At 68.2% G+C, this 18,844-nt stretch carries 24 protein-coding genes and 1 pseudogene; 15 read left to right on the top strand and 10 right to left on the bottom strand.

All coding sequences use genetic code 11. The features are described 5' to 3' along the window. The first annotated feature begins 193 nt into the window (after nt 1-193). Both ACFY01_RS23630 and ACFY01_RS23625 read left to right on the top strand, forming a co-directional pair. Nucleotides 194-460 carry an Atu4866 domain-containing protein gene (locus ACFY01_RS23630; RefSeq protein ID WP_390737695.1) on the top strand — a complete coding sequence of 89 codons (267 nt, stop codon included), beginning with the start codon at nt 194-196 and terminating at the stop codon, nt 458-460. Then, nucleotides 457-1,191, top strand: a complete 735-nt coding sequence (locus ACFY01_RS23625) for an SDR family oxidoreductase (RefSeq protein ID WP_390737694.1) — start codon at nt 457-459, stop codon at nt 1,189-1,191. The genes ACFY01_RS23630 and ACFY01_RS23625 overlap by 4 nt, the downstream gene beginning before the upstream one ends. 297 nt (nt 1,192-1,488) lie before the next feature. Here ACFY01_RS23625 and ACFY01_RS23620 read toward each other — a convergent pair whose 3' ends face one another. Further along, entirely contained in the window at nt 1,489-1,695 is a 207-nt protein-coding gene (locus ACFY01_RS23620; protein WP_390737693.1) for a hypothetical protein, read from the bottom strand. A gap of 509 nt (nt 1,696-2,204) precedes the next feature. Here ACFY01_RS23620 and ACFY01_RS23615 point away from each other — a divergent pair. The 3 genes from ACFY01_RS23615 to ACFY01_RS23605 all read left to right on the top strand — a co-directional run bounded on the left by ACFY01_RS23615 (nt 2,205) and on the right by ACFY01_RS23605 (nt 3,643). After that, on the top strand, nt 2,205-2,603 hold the full coding sequence (locus tag ACFY01_RS23615) for a gas vesicle structural protein GvpA (RefSeq protein WP_390737692.1): 399 nt from the start codon (nt 2,205-2,207) through the stop codon (nt 2,601-2,603). A 3-nt stretch (nt 2,604-2,606) separates the two neighbouring features. Then, nucleotides 2,607-3,395, top strand: a complete 789-nt coding sequence (locus tag ACFY01_RS23610; protein WP_390737691.1) for a GvpL/GvpF family gas vesicle protein — start codon at nt 2,607-2,609, stop codon at nt 3,393-3,395. A gap of 92 nt (nt 3,396-3,487) precedes the next feature. After that, nucleotides 3,488-3,643 carry a DUF6131 family protein gene (locus ACFY01_RS23605; RefSeq protein ID WP_361816982.1) on the top strand — a complete coding sequence of 52 codons (156 nt, stop codon included), beginning with the start codon at nt 3,488-3,490 and terminating at the stop codon, nt 3,641-3,643. Between the two features lie 732 nt (nt 3,644-4,375). Here ACFY01_RS23605 and ACFY01_RS23600 read toward each other — a convergent pair. Then, nucleotides 4,376-4,834, bottom strand: coding sequence for an SPW repeat protein (locus ACFY01_RS23600; RefSeq protein WP_390737935.1), 459 nt, complete (start codon nt 4,832-4,834; stop codon nt 4,376-4,378). 146 nt (nt 4,835-4,980) lie between these two features. Between ACFY01_RS23600 and ACFY01_RS23595 the strand changes: the two genes are divergently transcribed. The 3 genes and pseudogenes from ACFY01_RS23595 to ACFY01_RS23585 all read left to right on the top strand — a co-directional run. Next, nucleotides 4,981-5,331 (top strand): hypothetical protein, encoded by a 351-nt coding sequence (locus ACFY01_RS23595; RefSeq protein WP_390737690.1) that lies wholly within the window; start codon nt 4,981-4,983, stop codon nt 5,329-5,331. 354 nt (nt 5,332-5,685) lie between these two features. Continuing rightward, nucleotides 5,686-6,225, top strand: coding sequence for an isochorismatase family cysteine hydrolase (locus ACFY01_RS23590; RefSeq protein ID WP_390737689.1), 540 nt, complete (start codon nt 5,686-5,688; stop codon nt 6,223-6,225). A gap of 127 nt (nt 6,226-6,352) precedes the next feature. Further along, nucleotides 6,353-6,571 (top strand): annotated as a pseudogene (locus ACFY01_RS23585) (hypothetical protein); the annotation flags it as partial. A 33-nt stretch (nt 6,572-6,604) separates the two neighbouring features. On the opposite strand, the gene ACFY01_RS23580 reads toward ACFY01_RS23585, so the two are convergent. Further along, on the bottom strand, nt 6,605-7,096 hold the full coding sequence (locus ACFY01_RS23580; protein WP_390737688.1) for a hemerythrin domain-containing protein: 492 nt from the start codon (nt 7,094-7,096) through the stop codon (nt 6,605-6,607). Nucleotides 7,097-7,362: 266 nt separating this feature from the next. Further along, nucleotides 7,363-7,767 (bottom strand): hypothetical protein, encoded by a 405-nt coding sequence (locus tag ACFY01_RS23575; protein WP_390737687.1) that lies wholly within the window; start codon nt 7,765-7,767, stop codon nt 7,363-7,365. A 624-nt stretch (nt 7,768-8,391) separates the two neighbouring features. Between ACFY01_RS23575 and ACFY01_RS23570 the strand changes: the two genes are divergently transcribed. From ACFY01_RS23570 to ACFY01_RS23550, 5 genes are all read left to right on the top strand, one after another. After that, complete coding sequence (locus ACFY01_RS23570; RefSeq protein ID WP_390737686.1) at nt 8,392-8,838, top strand: ATP-binding protein; 447 nt, start codon at nt 8,392-8,394, stop codon at nt 8,836-8,838. A 335-nt stretch (nt 8,839-9,173) separates the two neighbouring features. Beyond that, entirely contained in the window at nt 9,174-9,533 is a 360-nt protein-coding gene (locus tag ACFY01_RS23565; protein WP_390737685.1) for an STAS domain-containing protein, read from the top strand. Between the two features lie 229 nt (nt 9,534-9,762). Continuing rightward, nucleotides 9,763-10,608, top strand: a complete 846-nt coding sequence (locus tag ACFY01_RS23560; protein WP_390737684.1) for an RNA polymerase sigma factor SigF — start codon at nt 9,763-9,765, stop codon at nt 10,606-10,608. Nucleotides 10,609-11,276: 668 nt separating this feature from the next. Further along, complete coding sequence (locus ACFY01_RS23555; protein ID WP_390737683.1) at nt 11,277-11,504, top strand: DUF5133 domain-containing protein; 228 nt, start codon at nt 11,277-11,279, stop codon at nt 11,502-11,504. A gap of 36 nt (nt 11,505-11,540) precedes the next feature. Further along, the gene (locus tag ACFY01_RS23550) at nt 11,541-11,723 is read left to right on the top strand and encodes a DUF6207 family protein (RefSeq protein ID WP_390737682.1); all 183 of its coding nucleotides are present in this window, start codon (nt 11,541-11,543) and stop codon (nt 11,721-11,723) included. Here the strand turns inward: ACFY01_RS23550 and ACFY01_RS23545 are convergent. From ACFY01_RS23545 to ACFY01_RS23535, 3 genes are all read right to left on the bottom strand, one after another. Next, a complete protein-coding gene (locus ACFY01_RS23545; RefSeq protein WP_390737681.1) occupies nt 11,718-11,843 on the bottom strand; it encodes an ATP-dependent DNA ligase in 126 nt (41 codons plus the stop codon). The genes ACFY01_RS23550 and ACFY01_RS23545 overlap by 6 nt on opposite strands. 448 nt (nt 11,844-12,291) lie before the next feature. Then, a complete protein-coding gene (locus ACFY01_RS23540) occupies nt 12,292-12,432 on the bottom strand; it encodes a hypothetical protein (RefSeq protein WP_390737680.1) in 141 nt (46 codons plus the stop codon). A 272-nt stretch (nt 12,433-12,704) separates the two neighbouring features. After that, complete coding sequence (locus ACFY01_RS23535; RefSeq protein WP_390737679.1) at nt 12,705-13,094, bottom strand: hypothetical protein; 390 nt, start codon at nt 13,092-13,094, stop codon at nt 12,705-12,707. Between the two features lie 302 nt (nt 13,095-13,396). Here ACFY01_RS23535 and ACFY01_RS23530 point away from each other — a divergent pair, with 302 nt between their 5' ends. Next, nucleotides 13,397-14,755, top strand: a complete 1,359-nt coding sequence (locus ACFY01_RS23530; protein WP_390737678.1) for a hypothetical protein — start codon at nt 13,397-13,399, stop codon at nt 14,753-14,755. Between the two features lie 591 nt (nt 14,756-15,346). On the opposite strand, the gene ACFY01_RS23525 is transcribed toward ACFY01_RS23530, so the two are convergent. Then, nucleotides 15,347-15,643, bottom strand: coding sequence for a winged helix-turn-helix transcriptional regulator (locus ACFY01_RS23525; RefSeq protein ID WP_390737677.1), 297 nt, complete (start codon nt 15,641-15,643; stop codon nt 15,347-15,349). A 223-nt stretch (nt 15,644-15,866) separates the two neighbouring features. Here ACFY01_RS23525 and ACFY01_RS23520 point away from each other — a divergent pair, with 223 nt between their 5' ends. Further along, on the top strand, nt 15,867-16,160 hold the full coding sequence (locus ACFY01_RS23520) for a DUF1330 domain-containing protein (RefSeq protein WP_390737676.1): 294 nt from the start codon (nt 15,867-15,869) through the stop codon (nt 16,158-16,160). Between the two features lie 290 nt (nt 16,161-16,450). Here ACFY01_RS23520 and ACFY01_RS23515 read toward each other — a convergent pair whose 3' ends face one another. Next, on the bottom strand, nt 16,451-16,729 hold the full coding sequence (locus tag ACFY01_RS23515; protein ID WP_390737934.1) for a transposase: 279 nt from the start codon (nt 16,727-16,729) through the stop codon (nt 16,451-16,453). A 244-nt stretch (nt 16,730-16,973) separates the two neighbouring features. Beyond that, on the bottom strand, nt 16,974-18,395 hold the full coding sequence (locus ACFY01_RS23510) for a non-reducing end alpha-L-arabinofuranosidase family hydrolase (RefSeq protein ID WP_390737675.1): 1,422 nt from the start codon (nt 18,393-18,395) through the stop codon (nt 16,974-16,976). Between the last annotated feature and the right edge of the window lie 449 nt (nt 18,396-18,844).

Below are 18,844 nucleotides of genomic sequence, written 5' to 3'. Positions count from 1 at the left end.
TGTTGGTGCTGCTCGGTGTGCGTTTCTAACCAGTCGTTTTGGTCTTGGTTTATTCCTGCTGGCCCGCCCCGGGGGGGGGGGTGTGGGGGGGGGCCCCCCCCCCCCCCCAACCCACGTCCTGGTCGCCGGTCTTCCACCTGCCCAAACTCGGTCGGGCAGACAGATGCGCACCCATGGACGAGGGGAGGTCGTCATGACATGGATGACGGAGGAGGGCAATGCCGGCGTGGTCGGCATGTGGGTGACCGCGGACGGTCACATCCGCCAGGAGCTGCGGGCGGACGGCCGCTACGACGAGGCCCGCGGCAACCGAAGCAGCGCCTACACGGGCTGCTACACGGTGACCGGCAGCCACATCGATTACGTCGACGACACCGGGTTCACCGCGACAGGCGACATCCGTGACGGTGTGCTCTACCACGAGCACCTCGTGCTCTACCGAGAGGAAAAGAAGGCATGACAGACGCAGCCAAGGTCGTAGCGGTCACCGGAGCGAGCAGCGGGATCGGCGAGGCGACCGCCCGCCGGCTTGCCGCCGACGGTCACCGCCTGCTCCTTGGAGCGCGGCGCACCGATCGTCTCGATGCGCTCACCAGGGAGATCACCGCCACAGGCGGCACGGCGGCGTTCCGGCGGCTGGATGTCACGGATGCCGCCGATGTACGAGCCTTCGTGTCCGCCGCCTGCGATCGCTACGGGCGAGTCGACGTGGTGGTCAACAACGCCGGAGTGATGCCGCTCTCGCCGCTGGAAGCGCTCAAGACCGACGAGTGGGACCGCATGATCGACGTGAACGTGCGGGGCGTCCTGCACGGTATCGCCGCTGCCCTGCCCGTGATGCACGCTCAGGGCGACGGGCACTTCGTGAACGTCGCCTCAGTCGGCGCGTACGAGGTCTCTCCCACCGCCGCCGTCTACTGCGCGACCAAGTTCGCCGTCCGCGCGATCTCCGAAGGGCTGCGCCAGGAGTCCACCGGGAACATCAGGGTCACTCTCGTGTCCCCGGGCGTGACCGAGTCCGAACTCGCCGACAGCATCTCCGACCCTGCTGCCAGGGAGGCCATGAAGTCCTACCGCTCCGTTGCTCTGCCCGCCCCCGCCATCGCGGAGGCCATTGCCTACGCCGTTTCCCAGCCTTCGCACGTCGACGTCAACGAAATCGTCGTCCGCCCCGCCGCAAGCGCCCAATGACCCGCGGTAGCGCCACACGTGTCGCACCCGACAGTGTCAACCTGGGGCACCGGCTTGATCACATCGCCCGTCCCGCTGGTGAAGCGGACGAGCTGGGCAACTGCCGCTCTCCAGCGCTTGCTCCACCCGTCGGCCTGCCGGACGCTTCATGCTCTCCGTCATGGACGCCGGCGCCTGTGTCAGGGCCCACCGATCCCGGCACCGGGCAGCAGCCCTTGGCCCTGCGGCGGGGTCTTCGTCCGGAGCCTGCAGGGCCTGCCGGTGAGGCCCGGCCTTGGGGTCCCCTCATGGCTCTCCTCACGCCGATGAGTGTCTCAGCGCTCTGCGGATGAGGAAGAGCACTCCTGCCGCGAGCACGGCCATGCCCATGAGAATCAGCAGCCCGCCGACGACAGCCAGGAGTGCGGCGACCAGTGCCAGGAGGGCGCCGATGAAGAGCACGAGCGTGCCGAGCACGATCAAGATCGTCGCGATGACAAGAAGAAGAAACGCGAGGATTGCCACGGCTGCCTCCAGCCCCCGCGGGGCGACGCTGCGCTCGTCGGTGGCCTTGTCTTCCCAGCCGGTAGATCAGGGAGCTGGAGATCCGCCCGCCTTCTCCAGCTCTTCGACATGCCGATCATCGTGACAGCACAGGCAGACGCAGACGCGCGGGGCTGGCGATGAGAATCGGCGCTTCGGTGTCATTTGCTCGCTTCCAGCCTCATCCCAGCGACCTGCTGACGCCAGCACCTGTGGCGCACCCCTGCGCCGCCGGGCAGCTCGAGCGACGGCGTAGCTGATCAGGGCCACGGGTGCGCTGCGGCCGGCGCGGACGCGGTCTCTGTCCGGCGCTCATGCGGCTGCGGCGGGTCGATCGGCGTGAACGACCCGCCGCAGCGCGTAGCAGCAGCGCTGGGGTGCTCGTAAGGCGTTTGGCCCCACGTGGTGGGGGCTACTCGCTCCTGGAAACCCGCCTCGCAGCGATGACAGTGCCGACGGGACTGCACAGAGACAACGAGGGGTTGGTCGCTATGACGGTGGCGACACAGCAGGGTGGCGGGGGCGGTTCCAGTGGCCTCTACGACGTTCTGGAACTCATTCTCGACCGCGGGCTGGTGATCGACGCGTTCGTGCGGGTCTCCCTCGTCGGGATCGAGATACTCAAGATCGACATACGGATCGTGGTCGCCAGCGTCGACACCTACCTGCGCTTCGCCGAGGCGTGCAACCGCCTCGACCTGGAAGCAGGGCCGCGCAAACCGGCCGGGCTTACCGAGCTCACCGGGCAGCTCACGGAGTCCGGCGCCCGCGGCAAGACCAAGGGAGCCCTGTCCGGCGCCGCCGAGACGATCTCCGACGCCTTCCAGCAGGCCCGTGACGAAGGCCGCGAACGCCAGAGCGACCGGACCGCGCGCGGAAGAAGGGCATGAGAGATGAGCACCTACGTCTACGGGATCATCCACGCCTCACACCCGCCCCTGCGCCACGACCTGGACGGCGTCGGAGACCCCCCACGGCCGGTCCGCGTGCTGGCCCAGGGGGAGCTGGCCGCGATCGTCAGTGACGCCCCCGAACAGCTACGGCCCAAGCGCCGCGATCTGCTCGCCCACCAGCGTGTACTGGACGAAGCCGGAGCGGGCGGCGTGGTACTGCCCATGCGGTTCGGCAGCGCCTCTCCGGACGACGACACGGTGATCACGGTGCTCGCCGAGAGCGGAGCAGGCTTCCTCGAGCGACTGCGAGCACTGGAGGGCACAGCCGAGTACAACCTCAAGGCCAACCACGACGAAGAGGCCGTGCTCCGCCTGATCATGGCGGACAACGACGACATCCGGGCCCTGGCGGAAGCGAACCGCGAGGCCGGTGGCGGCACACAGGAACAGAAGATACGGCTCGGGGAGATGATCGCTGCCGCCGTCCAGGCACGCGAGGCGACTGACGCCGAACTGCTGCAGCAGGTGCTGGAGCCGAAGGCCCAGGCAGTCAGCGCCGGGCCGCAGAGCACCGGCTGGCTGGCCAACCTCTCCTTCCTGGTGGACCGCGGCTCTGCCGAGCAATTCCTGGCCGCGGTCGACGAACTCCGCCAGCAGCACCCTTACCTCGAGCTGCGTGTCAACGGACCGCTGCCGCCCTACAGCTTCGTCGACACCCCCTCGTCCCAGCAGGCCGAAGGCGGCACCGCCGAAACGTTCGGAGCCGCGGCAGCCCAGCCGAACGGGTAGGGAGTCGACCTCTTCATCGGCAAGGTGCGGACTGGTCCTGCAGGAACCGGGGCGCCCCTTCCCCTATCGGATCTCTGCGACAGGAGGCGATCATGCTCCTCCTTGGCATCATCCTGCTGGTCGTCGGGTTCTTCACCGGCATAGCGATCCTGTGGACGATCGGGATCATCCTGGCGGTCATCGGCGCGGTTCTGTGGATCATGGGCTCCATGGGACACGCAGTCGCCGGCCGCCGACACTACTGGTGACCACCCCCGCACATCTTCGTCACGGTGAGCCCCGCGCGCGTGCCCACGTTAGGGCCAGTGGGCAGGATCAGGCGGGGAGCGCGGCGGATGGACCAGGCGCCGGCCGGCCAGCAGCGCGGTGTCATCCTGCGGGGCGTAGAAGCCCGGAAGCACAAGGAAGGTCACTCGAGCCGGGTACCCGGGCGTTGCAAATGTAGGGAGCTGCTGTTGTTGGTGTGGTTGAACCGTACGGGAATGGTGTTCGGGCGGCGGGGGGCACTCAGGCGGGTGTTATGTGTGCCGCCACTGAGCTGTCGATCTACACCAGCCTTGCGGAACTTACCGGGCTGCTCTCGACCCGGCGCGGCCTGTACGTGCGCTGGTCTCTCGGGCCTGAACACGATCTGCCCGGGTGAGCAGCACGGATGACTTGACTGGCGCGGACCATGCAAGAGGCTTTCCATGTCATTGCTGAGCAACCCGGTCCGTGGGGACCTCTCGACCGCGGCGGGCGCACCTGACACGGTACTGCTCAACGCCTTGCTTTCTGCCACTGCCCGGCCGCAAGGCCGGTCGTACCGTCGGCCGAAGGCTCGATGCCCGGTCTGCAAGGGCTGGCAGTTCGTCCGTGAGGTTCCTGGCGGGAACCGCAGCGGATGCTGTGTGCTGCTGGCCGACGTACCGGGCCCGTGACTATCGCCTAGGCATGCGTTCAGAAGGCGCCACCGAGTGACGCCTTCGTGGGATCCGGATTCACCGGCCTGTGTACGGCGTTGCCGTTCCGCGTCGCGTCTTGGGTGATTCGGCTGCTCGGGCGGCGGCGCTGGCGGCCAGTGCGAGCAGAAGCGCGACGGCGCCGGTGATGACGTTGTTGGTGATGGTCTTGGCGGTGCTGACGTTGCCTGCCACGGCCCAGGGCGCGATGATCGTCCACACACCCAGTAGGCACGCTCCCCAGGCCATGCTGTGGGTGCGTTCGTATGCTCGGCCGAAGCCCCCGCTCATGAGCAGCGCGTAGGCGAGGCCCACGAGGAGGTTGTTGACGGCGAGAGTGGACAGGCCGTTGAAACCGGTGACCCATGGTGACGCTGCCAGGTAGATGCCGGTGAGGAAGGCCAGCATGCCGATGGCCTGGCCTTGCGGGGTGCTCGTGGCGCGCTCGGCGATTTCATGCCGTAGGCGCATGTCGATGATGTCGGGGTGGGTCTCCATCGAAGGCCCGTGAGAAGTGGTCATTGCGGTCACCTTGGTATGAGAGTGGGTATTTCCGGCCCCCGGGTACCCACCGGGCGCAGGCAAACCAGCGTGGACGGGGGTACATACCCGGCTGCTTCCCGGCGACCTACGTCCTCGATCTGATGAAGGTCCTCGAGGGCAGCCTCGACGCCGCCCGCTCCGGCCGCGGCGGCGAGGAACCGGCCGAGCAGAAGAGCAAGGCGGCCCCGGGTAAGACGGCCCGAACCGCAGCGGCCAAGAAGACGGCGAAAGCGCCGGCGCGGAATGCCCCGCCGAAGAAAGCCGAGGCGGCATCAGCGCGCTCCCGGGGCAGCGGCACCGGCGGCAAACGCGAGCTGCAGAAGCTGAGCAAAGCGGAGATGTACCAGCAGGCTACCGATCGAGATGTCGCCGGCCGGTCCAAGGTGAGCCGCGAGGAGCTCATCGACGCACTCGCGCGCAGTGGACGCCGCCGCAAGAAGAGCGCCGCCTGACAGGAGCACCCCGCCGCATGACCGGCCCCGGCCGCTGAGGAGATGGTGGGGGAGTGAGGAGACCGCGCGGGACAAGTTCCGGCGCTGAATCGGCGACGAGGAGAGCGGTGAGGTGCTGGCCGCCTGGCCCGACCGTTCGACGCGGCCGAGCACGCGGGCGCGCGCCGGTTCGTGTATCTGTCCGCCCTCCACCCGCACATCCCGGGGCTGCGTCACCACCTGCGTAGGGCGGACGCCGAGCCCGCCATGCGGGCGTCGGGCTGGACCAGACGATCCGCAGTGAGCCTCCGGTGGATGTGCTTGCCCTGGCGGGCGGCGATAGCCTGATCACGGTGGGAAGGACCTAGGGAGATCATGGGCAAGACCGCACTGATCGTCATCGACATGATCAACACCTATGACCACCCCGATGCCGAGCTGCTACTGCCCTCGGTGTCCGTGGTGGTCCCACGGGTGGTCTCACTGCTGGATCGTGCCAGGCAGAGCGATGTGCCAGTCATCTACGTCAACGACAACTTCGGTGAATGGCGCTCCCACCACGGCGAACTGCTGGACAAGGCGCTCGCCGGACCGCACGCCTCTCTCGTCGAACCGCTGCGTCCCGACGACTCCTCCCTTTTCATCGTCAAGGCGCGCCACTCGATCTTCTATGAGACGCCGCTCGGCTACCTCCTTGCACAGCAGGGCATCGACCACCTGGTCCTGTGCGGGCAGGTCACCGAACAGTGCGTGCTCTACTCGGCGCTGGACGCTCACATCCGCCACCTCGACGTGACGGTCCCGCGCGACGCGGTGGCCCACATCCACCACGATCTGGCGGAGGCCGCGCTGCGCATGATGGAGCGCAACATGAACGTTCGCGTGTGCTCTTGCGATGATCTGTGGCCGCGCTGACAAACGACCGAGGGCTCGGTACCGGGCAGGACGGTCGTGAGTCTGGTCCCGGCTTGCGCGGGCACGTGGAGGGAGAGGGAGTGGGCGGCGAGGCGGAAGAGGCGGTGCCGTGACCGAGCGGCAACAACTGTCAGTCGCTGTGACGTGGCTGCTGACGCTCTACGCCTCCCGCAGCGACTCCTTCGGCGCCGTCTCCGGCCCCCTGACCGCGCTCGTGCCCCTGCTGCTGTGGGCCAACCTCACGGGGACCGCCCTGTTTCTCGGCATCGCGTTCGCCGCGCAGCCCGAGGCGGCACGCGCCGGTCTGGGCCCGTCCGTGCAGCCGGACCCCGGGCCGGGGCTCTGAGCCCGGCCCGGGACGTCCCACGCCGGGGCGCGATCAGGAGTTGACGATGCGGCGCACGTTGTCGACCGAGCCGCAGCCGGCCTTCAGCTGACGCTCGCGTTCCTCCCGGAACGCCACCCCTAGCTCCTCGCGCCGCTCCGTGGCCACGTTCTCCCGCGCCCCGTTGAGGATGGTGCGCTCCTCCTCGTCGGCGTGGTGGGTGACGGCTTCCACCAGTTCCTCGAGCTTGGAGTTCCATTCCTCGGAGCCGACCTCCTCCACCTCCAGGAGGTCCAGGAGGGCCTTGTTGCCCTCGTCGTGCTCGTGCTCGCCGTGCTCGACCTCTTCGTCGTCGATGTTCTTGTAGCGCTTCAGGGCGGGATAGACCTTGGCCTCTTCGGCCAGCGCGTGGGCGACCAGCAGGCCCGAGAACTCCTGGAGCGCGGCGGCCCGGTCGGCCTCGACGCTGCGCATCAGGCGGAACAGGTCCTCCATGCGCCGGTGGTCACGAAGGATGAGCTCGACGACGTCCTGGGTCTCGGCCATGGCAGGGCACCACTTTCGTGCGAACGGTTGGGATCACTTCCGCTTACCCTCACCGCTCCCGCACAGTCGTCCGCGCGGGCGGCCGTCACCGCAAGCTAACTTCGAGCATCGGCGGCCCGCCCGTGGCGGGCGAGGCGGGCTCCACCCTGGGCCAGGAGTGATCCCGGTCGCCTGCGCCGACGAGCCCGATGGCAGGCCAGCACAAGGTTCACGCTTCGCGCGAGAACATCAGAGAAGAAAACGATCTCTCAGGCATTACACGTCATTCACTGGCCGGGGTGCGGCAGGGCCAGCTGGTCCTTGATCCAGGGGTCGAACACCGCCAGCTGGTGGGCTGCCGAGGGGAAGAACGTCGCCAGCTGGTCGGCGATCCATGGATCCGTAGGCTGGCGCGCAGTGTCGTGGCCCTTGATGCCGGCCGTGGTGCTCGGGACCTGATTGTGCTCGCCCGTCGAAGAAGTAGCCGCCGTCGCCGAGCTGGCGCCGGCCAATACAGCGCCTCCGGCGAGTGCAGCACATACGCCTGCGTTCGCGATCCGTCGCGTCAGCTTCATGCTGTTTTCCTCCTTGCTCGGCCCGGCGTGCGCGATCATCGTGCGGTGCGGGCCGTACAGCGGCGCGGAAGCATTTGTTCCGGTTGGCGCGCCTACCCCCTCGGTTTCCGCGCACACCCGTGCTCCCGGGTGTGCGCGGTGACGGAGGGATCACGGCCTTGGTTGCCCCCGACGGCGAGGTGACTTCGGTCTGCACCACTGCGCGGCGGCCGCCGGCGATGACTGGAGGACAGTCATGGCTGCGGCTCCCCACCAGCCGGGGCCTGCCGGGCTGGCGAGGGTTGGAGGGCGTCACGGAAGGTGGGGCAGCAGCGATGATCGTGTCGAGTTCCACGATGCGAACGGCGGAGTCCATGAAGGTGACCTGCCTGTCGATCACGACGCGGGGCGGGGAGCCCTGGTGGGAGAGGTCCAGAGCCTGGCGGAGGGGCTGGGCGGTCTCGTGGTCGATGCTGCCGGCCACGGACAGTACGCGTATCCCGTCGGTGGCGGCGGACACGATCGACAGACCACCGGGATCATGTGCTGTGCCGGAGTCCCCCACGGCTCCTTACGGCGCCATCGCAGATACTTGCGGGCCGGTTCTCGCGACGGGCTGAGCTGCATACTACGGGCAGCGCCTGTGGGGGCTGGGCCGGCCAGGTCAGGCAGGGCGTGGGGGATGGGTCGGCGGGTAGTCGGCGGGGATGAAGGGTGAGGGCGGCCTTTGTGGAAGCAGTGCCTGTGGGTGAGGACGGCGCCATGCCGGGGGCTGAGCCGGTCCAGACCGTGATAGCTCTGGAGGGCGACGGCGGCTGTATCGGTGAGGCCCGGCACGTGGCCGCCCGGTTCCTGGCCGACGTGCAGGCGGGGCACGGGCTGCCGGTGTCGGCCCGTGCCATGGATCTGACCCGGCTGGTGGTGAGCGAGCTGGTCACCAACGCGCGCAAGTACGCGCCGGGCCCGGTGCTGATGGAGTTGCGCGTCGTCGGGGACCTGGTCGAGGTCACGGTGTGGGACGGCGATCCGACGCTGCCGGTGGCGCGGGCGGCGGATCCGGGCCGGATCGGTCAGCACGGCCTGGAAATAGTGATGGCCATCGCCCAGGGTTTCGAGGCGGTGCGGGAGCCGGTGGGCAAACGCATCACCGCACGCATCGCCCTGCCCGACGACCCCGGCGGCGGCGTCGCCGGACGCCCGCCCCTGTAGGTCAACGCCCCGGTCAGCTCTTCAAGCATGGGGGAGGCGTGGAGAGCGAGGGCGGTGTGCAGTGTTTGAGCAGGAATCGCTGGGTGTCTTGACCAGGATTTTCAGAGACAGTTATCACGGTGGTCGCTAACGTCGGTTTCTGACAGCGACCTGCCTGCCGGGGCAGGCGAAGGTGATGGACTGGCCTACCCCATCACCGCAGCACCCACCGGGACCACTCGTCTGGCGACCGGCCGCCCGCGTGTCTGCCCGGCCACCCACCCGTATCCGACAGCCCGCCGCCAGGCGGGCGGCTCCCTGACCGTCCGTGTCACTGCTGCCCAGGGAGGCTGCAGATGAGTGGTGCTGGAGGGATCACGACCCTGGTAACCCGCGACGGCGAGGTCACCTCGGTCGGAGTCTTCGGTGAGCTGGACACCTTCACCGGCGACGACCTGATCACCGTCGTCAGGCAGTTCCTTGACGATCACCCTGTGCGTCTGGTGGTGGACCTGTCCGCGGTGTCCTTCTGCGATGGGGCAGGCGCCCGAACCCTGGGAACGATGAGGGAACTGGCTGTGCAGGCCGGCACGGAGTTCGCCCTGACCGGCGTGAGAGCGCCGACGCTCCTGCGGGTGCTGGAGATCACGGGACTCGACCGGCTGTTCGGGTTGCGTCAAGACCCGACAGCACACCCCGGCTCTGCGACCCCCTGACCGCAACGGGGGCTCAGTCCGAGTCCGTGTTTGCGCCACCAAGAACGAGAGTTCCCTTCGCCCGGTAGCAAGGGGTCTGCATCTGGGCAGGTCACCCAGCTCCGGCCGCCCTCCGGAGAAGTGGCGTGCGCGCTTGTCGGCGGGACATGAGTTGTGCATGCCGGGGTAGGCGCTCGGTCGTCGGCCCGTGGCAGGCCGACAGCGTGCAGCGATAGGGGAGGGAAGCATCATGGCGACAGTGACTGCGGCGAAGACGGACACGAACGTAAGTGGTCTGCCGGAGGTCGCCGACCCCTCCCGGGTGGCGCCGAAGGACGCCCGGCAGCTGACACGTCTGTTCTTCGACCAGCTGGCGGTGCTGGAGGAGGGCACGCCCGAGTACCAGTACGCGCGCAACACGCTGATCGAGATGAACATGTCCCTGGTCCGCTTCGCGGCGGGGCGGTTCCGCAGCCGGGGGCCGGAGGAGATGGAGGACATCGTCCAGGTCGGCATGATCGGCCTGATCAAGGCGATCGACCGGTTCGAGCTGACCCGCGAGGTGGAGTTCACCTCCTTCGCCATCCCCTACATCGTCGGCGAGATCAAGCGGTTCTTCCGCGACACCACCTGGGCCGTGCACGTACCCCGCCGCCTGCAGGAAGCCCGGGTCCAGCTCGCCCGCGCCACCGAAGAGCTCCGTAGCCGGCTGGGCCGCACCCCGACAGTGAAGGAACTGTCCGAGCTGATGAGCCTCTCCGAAGAGGAGGTGCGGGAAGCCCGCCTGGCTTCCAACGGATACAACTCCACCTCTCTGGACGCCACCCTGAGCACCAGCGAGGACGGCGAGACGGCCCTGGCGGACTTCATCGGCGCCGATGACCGGGCCCTCGAGCTCGTGGAGGACTTCCACGCCCTCGCCCCGATGATCGCCGCACTCGACGAACGCGGCCGGCAGATCATCCACATGCGCTTCGTGGAGGAACTCACCCAGGCGCAGATCGGCGAACGCCTCGGCGTCTCCCAGATGCACGTGTCCCGCCTGCTCTCCCGTACCCTCACCCGGCTGCGCGAGGGCATGCTCACCACCCGCTAGTCAGCGGTAACCGAAGCCACGGAGCCTGGCCTGCCGCATCCGCAGGCCAGGCTCCGTGGTGCCGTTCGGGTGGGCGCTGTGATCCCCGGCCGCTACCACCTCACTCCGACCGCCGCGGAGCAGGCACGGCTGGTGGGAGAACGAGACGACCGCGCGGCCAGTTCTCCACCTGGGTCGGCGAGCGCGGCATCTCCCCGGCGCACGCATCACCCTCACCGACGAGGAGACCGGCAGCGTGTTGACGACCTGGCCGACAGAGCCGTAACCCTCTGCCAAGCTGGGGATCATGGCCCACCGCCCCTACCCGCACCGCAAGCGCACCCACCGACAGGTGGACCGTCACCAGGGCCCGGTGGATCGCTGGGCGTCCGCGCGTTCCTGAAGCGCTGTTGAAGCCGCGGCCCGGGGGCGGGCGAACGCCTTCCGGGTCGGCGAGTAGATCTCTGTCCGCTGTCCGGCGGCCGGTTCAGTTCTGGCTGGGCCCACCCCACCTCGGACGGCCGCCGCTCGCCCTGATCTGTGACTTGGTGGTAGCGGCCTCACCGCGGCAGTGGCGGCCCTTCGAAGATGCACTCGGCATGCCCAGATGGATTCTCAAGAGTGACGGCCGGGACCTGGGGTAACGGGGTCGATGCACAACCCACATGATCCTGAGGGAGAGAAAACAGATGCTCCTGGCACACCCGGCGGTCCTGCGGAACTTGATCGAACAGTACGACGCGCTGCGGACTCTGCATGCCGAGGACGGCAGCCCGGAGGTCCGTCGGCGCATGAACGACATCGAGTACACGCTCTGCGTGTCGACCGGTACCGGTGACATCGACGCTGCCCTCATCGCCGCCCGGCACCAGCTGCCCGGCGCCCGCCCGCAGGACGACTCCCTCCTCACCAGTTGACCGTTACCCGCCTGCCGACTGGGAGTTACCGGCACCATGGGCACGACAGCGAATCTGCCGCCCCCACACCTGCCGCAAAGCCGGTCCCGGGGGGAGGGGTATGTCGATGACGTTCTCCCGCGCAGAGCCAGCATGAAGCCGATCAGAGACGGACACGTCGCGGAACCGGGGTTCGTGGTCGTCGACGCTGCGGCCGCGGACGACGACACAGGCTCATGAGGGGGCGGCGTCCTTGCCGAACAGGGGTACCTGCGCCACGCCGACGTCCGTGCGGGCGCGGTGCGGGCGGACCGGGTGCCGCCACCGCACGGCGCTGTCCCGGGCGACGTCGATGGCCATGTCATCACCACCTCGGGCTGCACCAGGTGGACATCGAGCGTGCGCCGCGTGCCCCAGCCTGCTGAGTGTCCATCTTTCCCACGGGTGTGCGCCCGTCGGCGGGGCCAGGTGGCGGCCGGTGGCCTGGGAGAGTGCTGCGGCCGACGTATTGCAGGCGGCCCGCGGCGTCGTAGCGGCCCAGTAGCGTCGTCCCGGGCGCTGTGAGGGAGCCGGTGACGGCCTCGGTGGTGACCCGCACCTTGTACTTCCCCTACGACCGCACCGGCCGCTACGGCTCATCCAGCCGCTTGAAGCACAGCCCCTCCACCCCGGCCGCCGTCCCCTCCAGCCACCCCCCTGGCCACAGCCGGGTCGGTGGTCGACGGGCACAACGTCAGCGGAGCTTTCAGAAGGTGGTTGGCGAACAGTGCCTGCAGCGCCGCGCGCCCTCGCTCGTACGGCTGGCCGGTCATGTCCGCGCCCGCATGGCCAGGTCGAAGACCGCGTAGCGGGCCGGCCACTGCAGCGCTGCCTGGGCCGCCCCGGCCCCGCGGCGGGCGGGACGCTGCTGCAGCCGCTCGAACGCCAGCCGGTCCTGCTCCCACACCACCAGCTCGCCGTTTATGTGGGCTACGACAGCTGTCTCATCAACGGGTCTTCTTCCCAAGAAGGAGCACCACTGCGGGTGGCCATGGACGGGACTTCAGGTGCCGGTGTTCGTGTTCCGGGATGGCGGCCGGGTCCCGGTCGGGAATGTGTGAGTGGAGAGGGAGAGTGACCGCCGGTTGAACCGCCGCGCTCGCATCAATATCGCGCTCTCGGAGAGGCGCTGTACGCCGCGACCGTGGCGGAGGCCCCTTCCAGGCAGCGGCGGCTGGCTCCTCACTGCTGGACGAGCTGAACCTTGGGGTGTGTGTCGTCGCCGGCGAGCACGGCATCGACGGTCTGGGTGAACTCGACGAGTTTTTCGGCGCCCAGCCCGGCGGCCGTGCGCAACGGGCCCTCCGAGGCGACCAGCCACGACTGGTAGTCACGCAGGAATTCCCGGAACTGCGCGACACGCCCCTCGTCGGTCAGATAGTCGTCGGCGCACACGTCCGTGAGGCCGTTGGGCTGCCGTCCGATCGATCGCAGCCAGAAGGCCTGCCATTCGCGCAGCCACGGCACCGTGCGATAGGTGGGGTTGGCCTCGACGTACATCGCCGCCAACGCCATGAACGTCTCTTGCTGGACGTCGTGCGCGTGTGCCCAGTACTCGCGGAACCTGAACATCGACCAGCTCAAGAGACGTCCGCCTATCCGTGTCCACGCCGGCTCTGCAGACCGGTCTCCTGTGGTAGCCGCTGCCGAACGGCCCGCATCCGGCAGCAGCTCACGTACAGCGCCGCCGAGCGTGCCATTCACGGTAGCCCGTTGGGCCCCACGGCTCGCGCGCAATTTCCAGCACGTCGGTTCCGTAGCGGCCGCACCAGGGCACGGGCACTCCATCGTATCGGTGAGCGGGCCCAGAAGATCCCTGGACGCTCGGGTGTTCGAGTAGGGTGGGTGCCTCGAGAGGCGGCAAGGGGGAGTCGATGGCTTCGTCGGCCGACGGCTGGCAGTCGCGGGTGTACGAGCTCTACTGGCAGGGCGTGGAGGTCCGCGCGCAGGCTCAGCGAGCCGAAGGCGCCGAGCGCCGTCGGCTCTTTCTGAGGTCGCTGGACCAGCACAGCCAGGCGACAGGGATCCTGCGCGCACAGCTGGCCACCCGCCCGGACGACCCGCGGTTGAACGAACAGCTCGCGTCGCTGCTGTACTCCATGGGGTCCTCGCAGATGGCCGTGGATCTGATCGAAGAGGCCCTGTCAACACTCGATGAATGCGAAAGCTGCTACAAGCGATCCGGGCCCGCGTCACCGGAAGTGGCGGCACGGATCGGCGATGTGCGCGCACGCCGTGCCACGGCCCACTCCTTCGCCGGACACGCGGCTTCCGCACTCACGGACGCCGACCTGGCCGTGGAGGCGTACGCAGGAGCCGGGTTGCAGGCCGCAGGGCCTCCCTTCTCGCTGGACTTCGCCCGCCTGCTCAGCATGGTCGCGGTCGTTCAGGCACAGCACGGTGACCCGGACCAGGCCCTGTACTGTGCCGGACAGGCCCTGAGCCGGTACCAGGACGCGATCGACACCGTCAATGCCGACTCCGGTGCGCACCTCGGCTACGCCACCGACATGGCCGCTGAGGTCGCCTCCCGAATCGAAGCCGCTCATGGCAACTGGGACTACGCCCTGGCCGTTGACGGCTTCACGCTGAGCACCGCCGAGCAAGGCTGGGGCGACCTCGCGCGTGCGCTGGCCCGCACAGGCGTGCACCTGCGCGCTGCGGGCCGCGCAGCCGAGGCAGCACCGCTGCTCGCCCGGGCGGCCTCCCTCGATCCGGACGCCGTACCGGCCCAGGAGCGCATCCTGGCCGACGGGGTACCGGTCACTCTCGGCGAGGCGGTTCTGCGAGCGGGAGCGGCCTTGGGCGAGCCCGTCGAGGCCCTGCACCGTGCCCTCGCCTTGAGCGAGTCCGCCTCGGTGACGGGCCGGTTGCCGCATTTGGAGGCGGCCCCGCCGTATGCCCGACGCCTGGGCCAACTGGCAGCGGGTCTGTGGCAGTCGGAGGGCGATCCCGATGTCGCTTGGCGGCTCGCACTGGAAAGCCACCTGTTGTACTACACCGCCTTTCGGCACTTCGTAGGAGATCCGCGGAACTGGCTAAGGGAGCACGGCGAGGGGTGGGCGCAGACCGGAATCACCGTCCTGCGTCTGGCCCTCGCACAGGACAGCGGAGCGGCCCACGACGACCTGTGTCGCCCGCTGGCAGCGCTGTCCGGGCACTTGGAGGAACTGGCGAAGGCGGGCCACCCCATTGCCGCGGCTGCGGAGCTCGCGCGGATGACAGCGGGATGAGCCCTCCGGCCTAACTATTGCCGTTCAGTCGTCGCACGTCGCGACGGCCCAGAAAGTCTCCGGCCCCTTGCCGTAGAGACGTACGAGACTCAGTGTCTCCAGCCGGACGAGACGCTCCCACACCGCATGGGTCGACGCGCCCAGCCGCGTCGCCGGACCGGGCAGGTACCCCCGGCCGTGAAGAGAAGCACCCGGTAGACGGTGCCGCTCAGCACGTCGACCCCAGGCGGGCAAGCCCCGGACCGGACACCCCGCTCTCCGCTCTCCGCTGGGGTGGCCTGGCACGGTGTCAGCGAACCGAGTGTGAGACACCAACCGCTGAGAGACGCTGACAGGTCACATAACGCCGTCCAGCCCTGATGCCGATCTCGAATTCTGGCTCTGGCCGCAGTTTCGTGATGCGGCCGGTCAGTGGTGACGCTCTTCAAGGATGTTGTTGTCCTCATCGGAGAGTTCGAGGCCGTGCTGCCAGCCGAGCCTGACGAGGAGCCTCGTCAGGTCATCGATCCGAGGGTTTCTCGCAGGCCGCGTGAGCCCGTGTCCCGAGTCGGCGGCCGTCACATCACCGCTCCACCTGGTCGGGCGTGACCTTCACCTCTCCGTGGGCTCCTGATCGTTGTGCTCTTGCTCCTGCGCCCAGGTGACCGCCCATTCGTCGAGCGGACGAAGGGCGTCACGGAGTGCTGTCCCCAGCCGAGTCAGCTCGTAGCCATCGGCCGAGGGCGCGATGATCCCGCTCGATGCGAGTTCGCGGAGCCGCTGGTAGAGGACGCTGGATGACAGCCCTTCGCACCGTGCCAGCAGTGCGCGGGCACCGAGCGGACCCGCACGCAGCTCCCAGAGGATTCGCAGCGCCCACCGACGGCCGAACAGGTCCATCGCGGCCATGAGGGGACGGCCGGTAGTCGATCCACGAACCGGTGTTCCTGGGCGCGGTGTCGGCATGGCCCTCCTTGCGTTTCGTTATTCGAAACACTAGCATCCACCCGGCGTTTCTGATTTCGAAACGAACTCGACGGGAACGACGCCGGCAAGCCTCGCTCTCGCCCGCCGACGCTCGTCCGAGACCAACCCGTAAGTCAGACGCACTCATCCCAACACTGGAGGTTCCATGCCCAAGGGCTACTGGGTCAGCACCTACCGCACCATTTCAGAACCTGAGAAGCTGGCTGCTTACAACAAGCTGGCCCGCCTGGCCGTTGAGGCCGGGGGCGGTCGGGTCCTCGTCCGTGGCGGTCGGGTCGTGGCGCATGACGCCGGAATCGCCGAGCGCACCGTCCTGATCGAGTTCGACAGCTTCGAGCAGGCCGTCGCGGCGCGCGAGAGTGCGGCCTACCAGGAGGCGCTGGTCGCCCTCTCCGACGGCGTCGAGCGCGACTTCCGCATCGTCGAAGGCATCGACTGACCGAGGTCCAGTCGGATCTTCACTGAAGGACTCTGTCGGGAATCTCGAGGACGGGCAGTTAACGATCGTGACGTTGCGTCAGGCTCATAGGGCAACCCCAACCGCAGCCCCGCCGCCCAGCCCGCAGCAGGGGCTGGGCGGCGTCTCCCGATGAGCGGCGGACGCCGTTCGCGGTTGCCGGTTCGTTGAGCGTCAAATGAGCGTGAAAGGTGGGCCGATGTCCTGGCCGGATGTCACGCTGGTTGATGCGTGCGTGCGGCGCGATGGCCGGGGCGGTAGTCCCACGGCCGTCACCGACGACGACCCGGCGGCGACGGACGCGGACCGGCGTGCGGTCGCTGCTGCGGCCGGCACCTCGCACGCGGCGTTCCTGGGCCCGAGGCGGACGCCAGACGGTGGCTGGTCGGTCCGGTTTTGGTCAGCCCGGACGAGGCAGGGATCGGCGAAACACCAGCGAAGGCGGCTCCCGAGCGGAATCGCCCCTGGTGAGACCAGCTGACCAAGATTTGGGCGGCGGTGATCGGTCCGACTCCGAGCAAGCCGAGAAGCTCGGGGGCCTGCTGCCGCACCAGGGCGAGGATCTCGTTCTCAAGATCCTTGAGCGCGACGACCGGAACCGACTCGGCAACGTTGAAGAACTCGCTGAAGCGGCTTGACACGACATAGCAGCCTTGGGGGGACCCCGGCCGAAGCACGGCTGGGGCCCCTTTGGGCGGTGCGTATCCGTCAGCAGGTGTGGTCGCCCGCGCCGTGAACCGCTCGTCTAAGCGCCGACGGACCGCACCGGATCGCGATCACCGTGGATCGGCAGGGTCAGCGTTGCAGGGTGAGGACACCCGGCCGCCAGGGCAGCTGGTCGTAGGGGCCGCCCGCGGTGGGGGACTTGCCCTGGTAGAGGAACTGCAGGTTGCAGGGGTCGATGGTCATGGTCTGGTCAGGGTTGTTGCGGACCAGGTCACCGTGGCTGATGTCGTTGGTCCAGGTGGCGCCGCTGTTGGCCTTTCCCGCGAAGGGGTTGCTCTCGGTGGCGGCCTGCGGGGTCCACGTACCGCTCAGGCTGGACGCCGTGAACGAGCGGAAGTAGCGCTGCTCATTGGCGCCCCGAGCCTCGACGATCATGAGGTACTGGTTCTGGCCCTGGACCTTGTAGACCTGCGGCGCCTCGAACAGGTTCTTCACCGTGTCGCTCATGACCGTCGTGTACGACGAGCCGAAGTTGCCCGGGAAGTTCCCGATCGGCATGCTCGCCCGGTAGATACTGCCGTTGTCACCGGCGAAGAACAGGTACATGTTCTGGCCGTCGGCGATCAGGGTCTGGTCGATCGGGGCGGCGCCCGGGATGCTGCCGGTGAACAGCGGCTGCGGCGCGGACCAGCCGTTGGGGTTGGTGGGGTCGCTCGACGTGCGGTAGATGAACGGCCACGCACCCCACTGGTACGCCAGCACCCAGATGTTCTTGGGCGCGAAGTAGAACACTGTGGGCGCCACTGTGGACTGGCTCATCCCTGTCTGGCCGGCCGATGCCATGTCCGACCAGTTCGTGAAGGGCTTGAAAGCCATCGAACCGTACGACGATCCCGACACGTTCGACGCGTAGACCAGGTGCTTGCCGTTGTACACCACGTTGGTGAAGTCCTTCAGCGAGACCCACCCGTTCGCCGGCTGCGCCAGCGCACCTGTCGACGTCCACCGGTAGGTCGAGGGAAGCGAGCACGGGCCGTCCGGCGGGGTCGTCCCGGACAGGCCGGTCCACTTCTGGTTGCTGCCGCCGTTGCACGTCCAGATCTCCACCGCCGTGCCGTTGGCCGTGCCGTGGCCCGTGACGTCCAGGCACAGGCCGGACTCCACGCCGACGATCGTGCCGTCGGAGTTCACCCGCCACTGCTGGTTGGCCCCGCCGCTGCAGGTCCAGATCTGCACCCGGGTACCGGCCGCGGTGGCGTGGCCCGGAACATCCAGGCACTTGTTCCCGTACACGGTCAGCTGGTTGCTGTCCGTCGCAGTCCACTGCTGGTTGGCCGCGCCCGAGCAGTCGTAGATCTGCAGGTACGCGCCATCGGTTTGGCTGGAGTTCGGCACATCGAGACATCGGCCGGAACCGACACCGCGCAAAGCACCGCTGGTGGCCGCCTCGGCCGGGTTGGCGACGAGCGTGGCCGCCAACGCGATCAGAACCGTGACCGCAGCGGCGAGCACCACAGACAGACGTCTGCGGCTGAAACTTCGTCTGCGCATGGGGACCTCGTCATCCTTGAGTACGCGGTTCCGGCCGGCCCCGTCGGAGGCTGTCCGGACTGTCGATGGGGTGACTCCGCGAGCCGTTCGAGCTCTGATCGGGGTCCGGGCCCGCGCGGGACGGCGCGCACCGGAGCGTTCACGGCATTCCTTGAGTGAGAGGAGCTTGAGGAATCGAACGGCTCAACGGCATGCCGTGCTCCGCCTGCATAGGGCATCGGGCGTCACCGAACACAGCGTTGATGGAGCCATGACATATGCATTGGCGGCATGCTCCTTACGGCTTCGGTCGTTGCGGTGGGCGTGATCCGGAGGTGCTCTGCTGTGCGAATGGGCGGCTCTAGCTTGTTCGGTATGCCGAACGCGGATCGAACTGTCGAGCAATCTGGATGATAGGGAACCGGTGCAAGGGGTCAATACTTCTCGCATGATTCGTGAACAGTGCCGAA

This window comes from Streptomyces sp. NPDC001480 (genome assembly GCF_042894725.1).
Lineage (GTDB): Bacteria > Actinomycetota > Actinomycetes > Streptomycetales > Streptomycetaceae > Streptomyces.
This window is presented reverse-complemented; position numbering and strand designations above follow the sequence as displayed.

Excerpts from the sequence above, each read along its gene's own strand:
- ACFY01_RS23530 (WP_390737678.1), top strand. The coding sequence starts at position 13,397 with ATGGCTTCGTCGGCCGACGGCTGGCAGTCGCGGGTGTACGAGCTCTAC.
- ACFY01_RS23600 (WP_390737935.1), bottom strand. The coding sequence starts at position 4,834 with ATGGAGACCCACCCCGACATCATCGACATGCGCCTACGGCATGAAATC.
- ACFY01_RS23510 (WP_390737675.1), bottom strand. The coding sequence starts at position 18,395 with ATGCGCAGACGAAGTTTCAGCCGCAGACGTCTGTCTGTGGTGCTCGCC.
- ACFY01_RS23545 (WP_390737681.1), bottom strand. The coding sequence starts at position 11,843 with ATGGCCATCGACGTCGCCCGGGACAGCGCCGTGCGGTGGCGGCACCCG.
- ACFY01_RS23565 (WP_390737685.1), top strand. The coding sequence starts at position 9,174 with ATGAGTGGTGCTGGAGGGATCACGACCCTGGTAACCCGCGACGGCGAG.
- ACFY01_RS23615 (WP_390737692.1), top strand. The coding sequence starts at position 2,205 with ATGACGGTGGCGACACAGCAGGGTGGCGGGGGCGGTTCCAGTGGCCTC.
- ACFY01_RS23535 (WP_390737679.1), bottom strand. The coding sequence starts at position 13,094 with ATGTTCAGGTTCCGCGAGTACTGGGCACACGCGCACGACGTCCAGCAA.
- ACFY01_RS23525 (WP_390737677.1), bottom strand. The coding sequence starts at position 15,643 with ATGGCCGCGATGGACCTGTTCGGCCGTCGGTGGGCGCTGCGAATCCTC.
- ACFY01_RS23555 (WP_390737683.1), top strand. The coding sequence starts at position 11,277 with ATGCTCCTGGCACACCCGGCGGTCCTGCGGAACTTGATCGAACAGTAC.
- ACFY01_RS23520 (WP_390737676.1), top strand. The coding sequence starts at position 15,867 with ATGCCCAAGGGCTACTGGGTCAGCACCTACCGCACCATTTCAGAACCT.
- ACFY01_RS23630 (WP_390737695.1), top strand. The coding sequence starts at position 194 with ATGACATGGATGACGGAGGAGGGCAATGCCGGCGTGGTCGGCATGTGG.
- ACFY01_RS23590 (WP_390737689.1), top strand. The coding sequence starts at position 5,686 with ATGGGCAAGACCGCACTGATCGTCATCGACATGATCAACACCTATGAC.
- ACFY01_RS23570 (WP_390737686.1), top strand. The coding sequence starts at position 8,392 with ATGCCGGGGGCTGAGCCGGTCCAGACCGTGATAGCTCTGGAGGGCGAC.
- ACFY01_RS23625 (WP_390737694.1), top strand. The coding sequence starts at position 457 with ATGACAGACGCAGCCAAGGTCGTAGCGGTCACCGGAGCGAGCAGCGGG.
- ACFY01_RS23560 (WP_390737684.1), top strand. The coding sequence starts at position 9,763 with ATGGCGACAGTGACTGCGGCGAAGACGGACACGAACGTAAGTGGTCTG.
- ACFY01_RS23610 (WP_390737691.1), top strand. The coding sequence starts at position 2,607 with ATGAGCACCTACGTCTACGGGATCATCCACGCCTCACACCCGCCCCTG.
- ACFY01_RS23580 (WP_390737688.1), bottom strand. The coding sequence starts at position 7,096 with ATGGCCGAGACCCAGGACGTCGTCGAGCTCATCCTTCGTGACCACCGG.
- ACFY01_RS23605 (WP_361816982.1), top strand. The coding sequence starts at position 3,488 with ATGCTCCTCCTTGGCATCATCCTGCTGGTCGTCGGGTTCTTCACCGGC.
- ACFY01_RS23595 (WP_390737690.1), top strand. The coding sequence starts at position 4,981 with ATGAAGGTCCTCGAGGGCAGCCTCGACGCCGCCCGCTCCGGCCGCGGC.
- ACFY01_RS23550 (WP_390737682.1), top strand. The coding sequence starts at position 11,541 with ATGGGCACGACAGCGAATCTGCCGCCCCCACACCTGCCGCAAAGCCGG.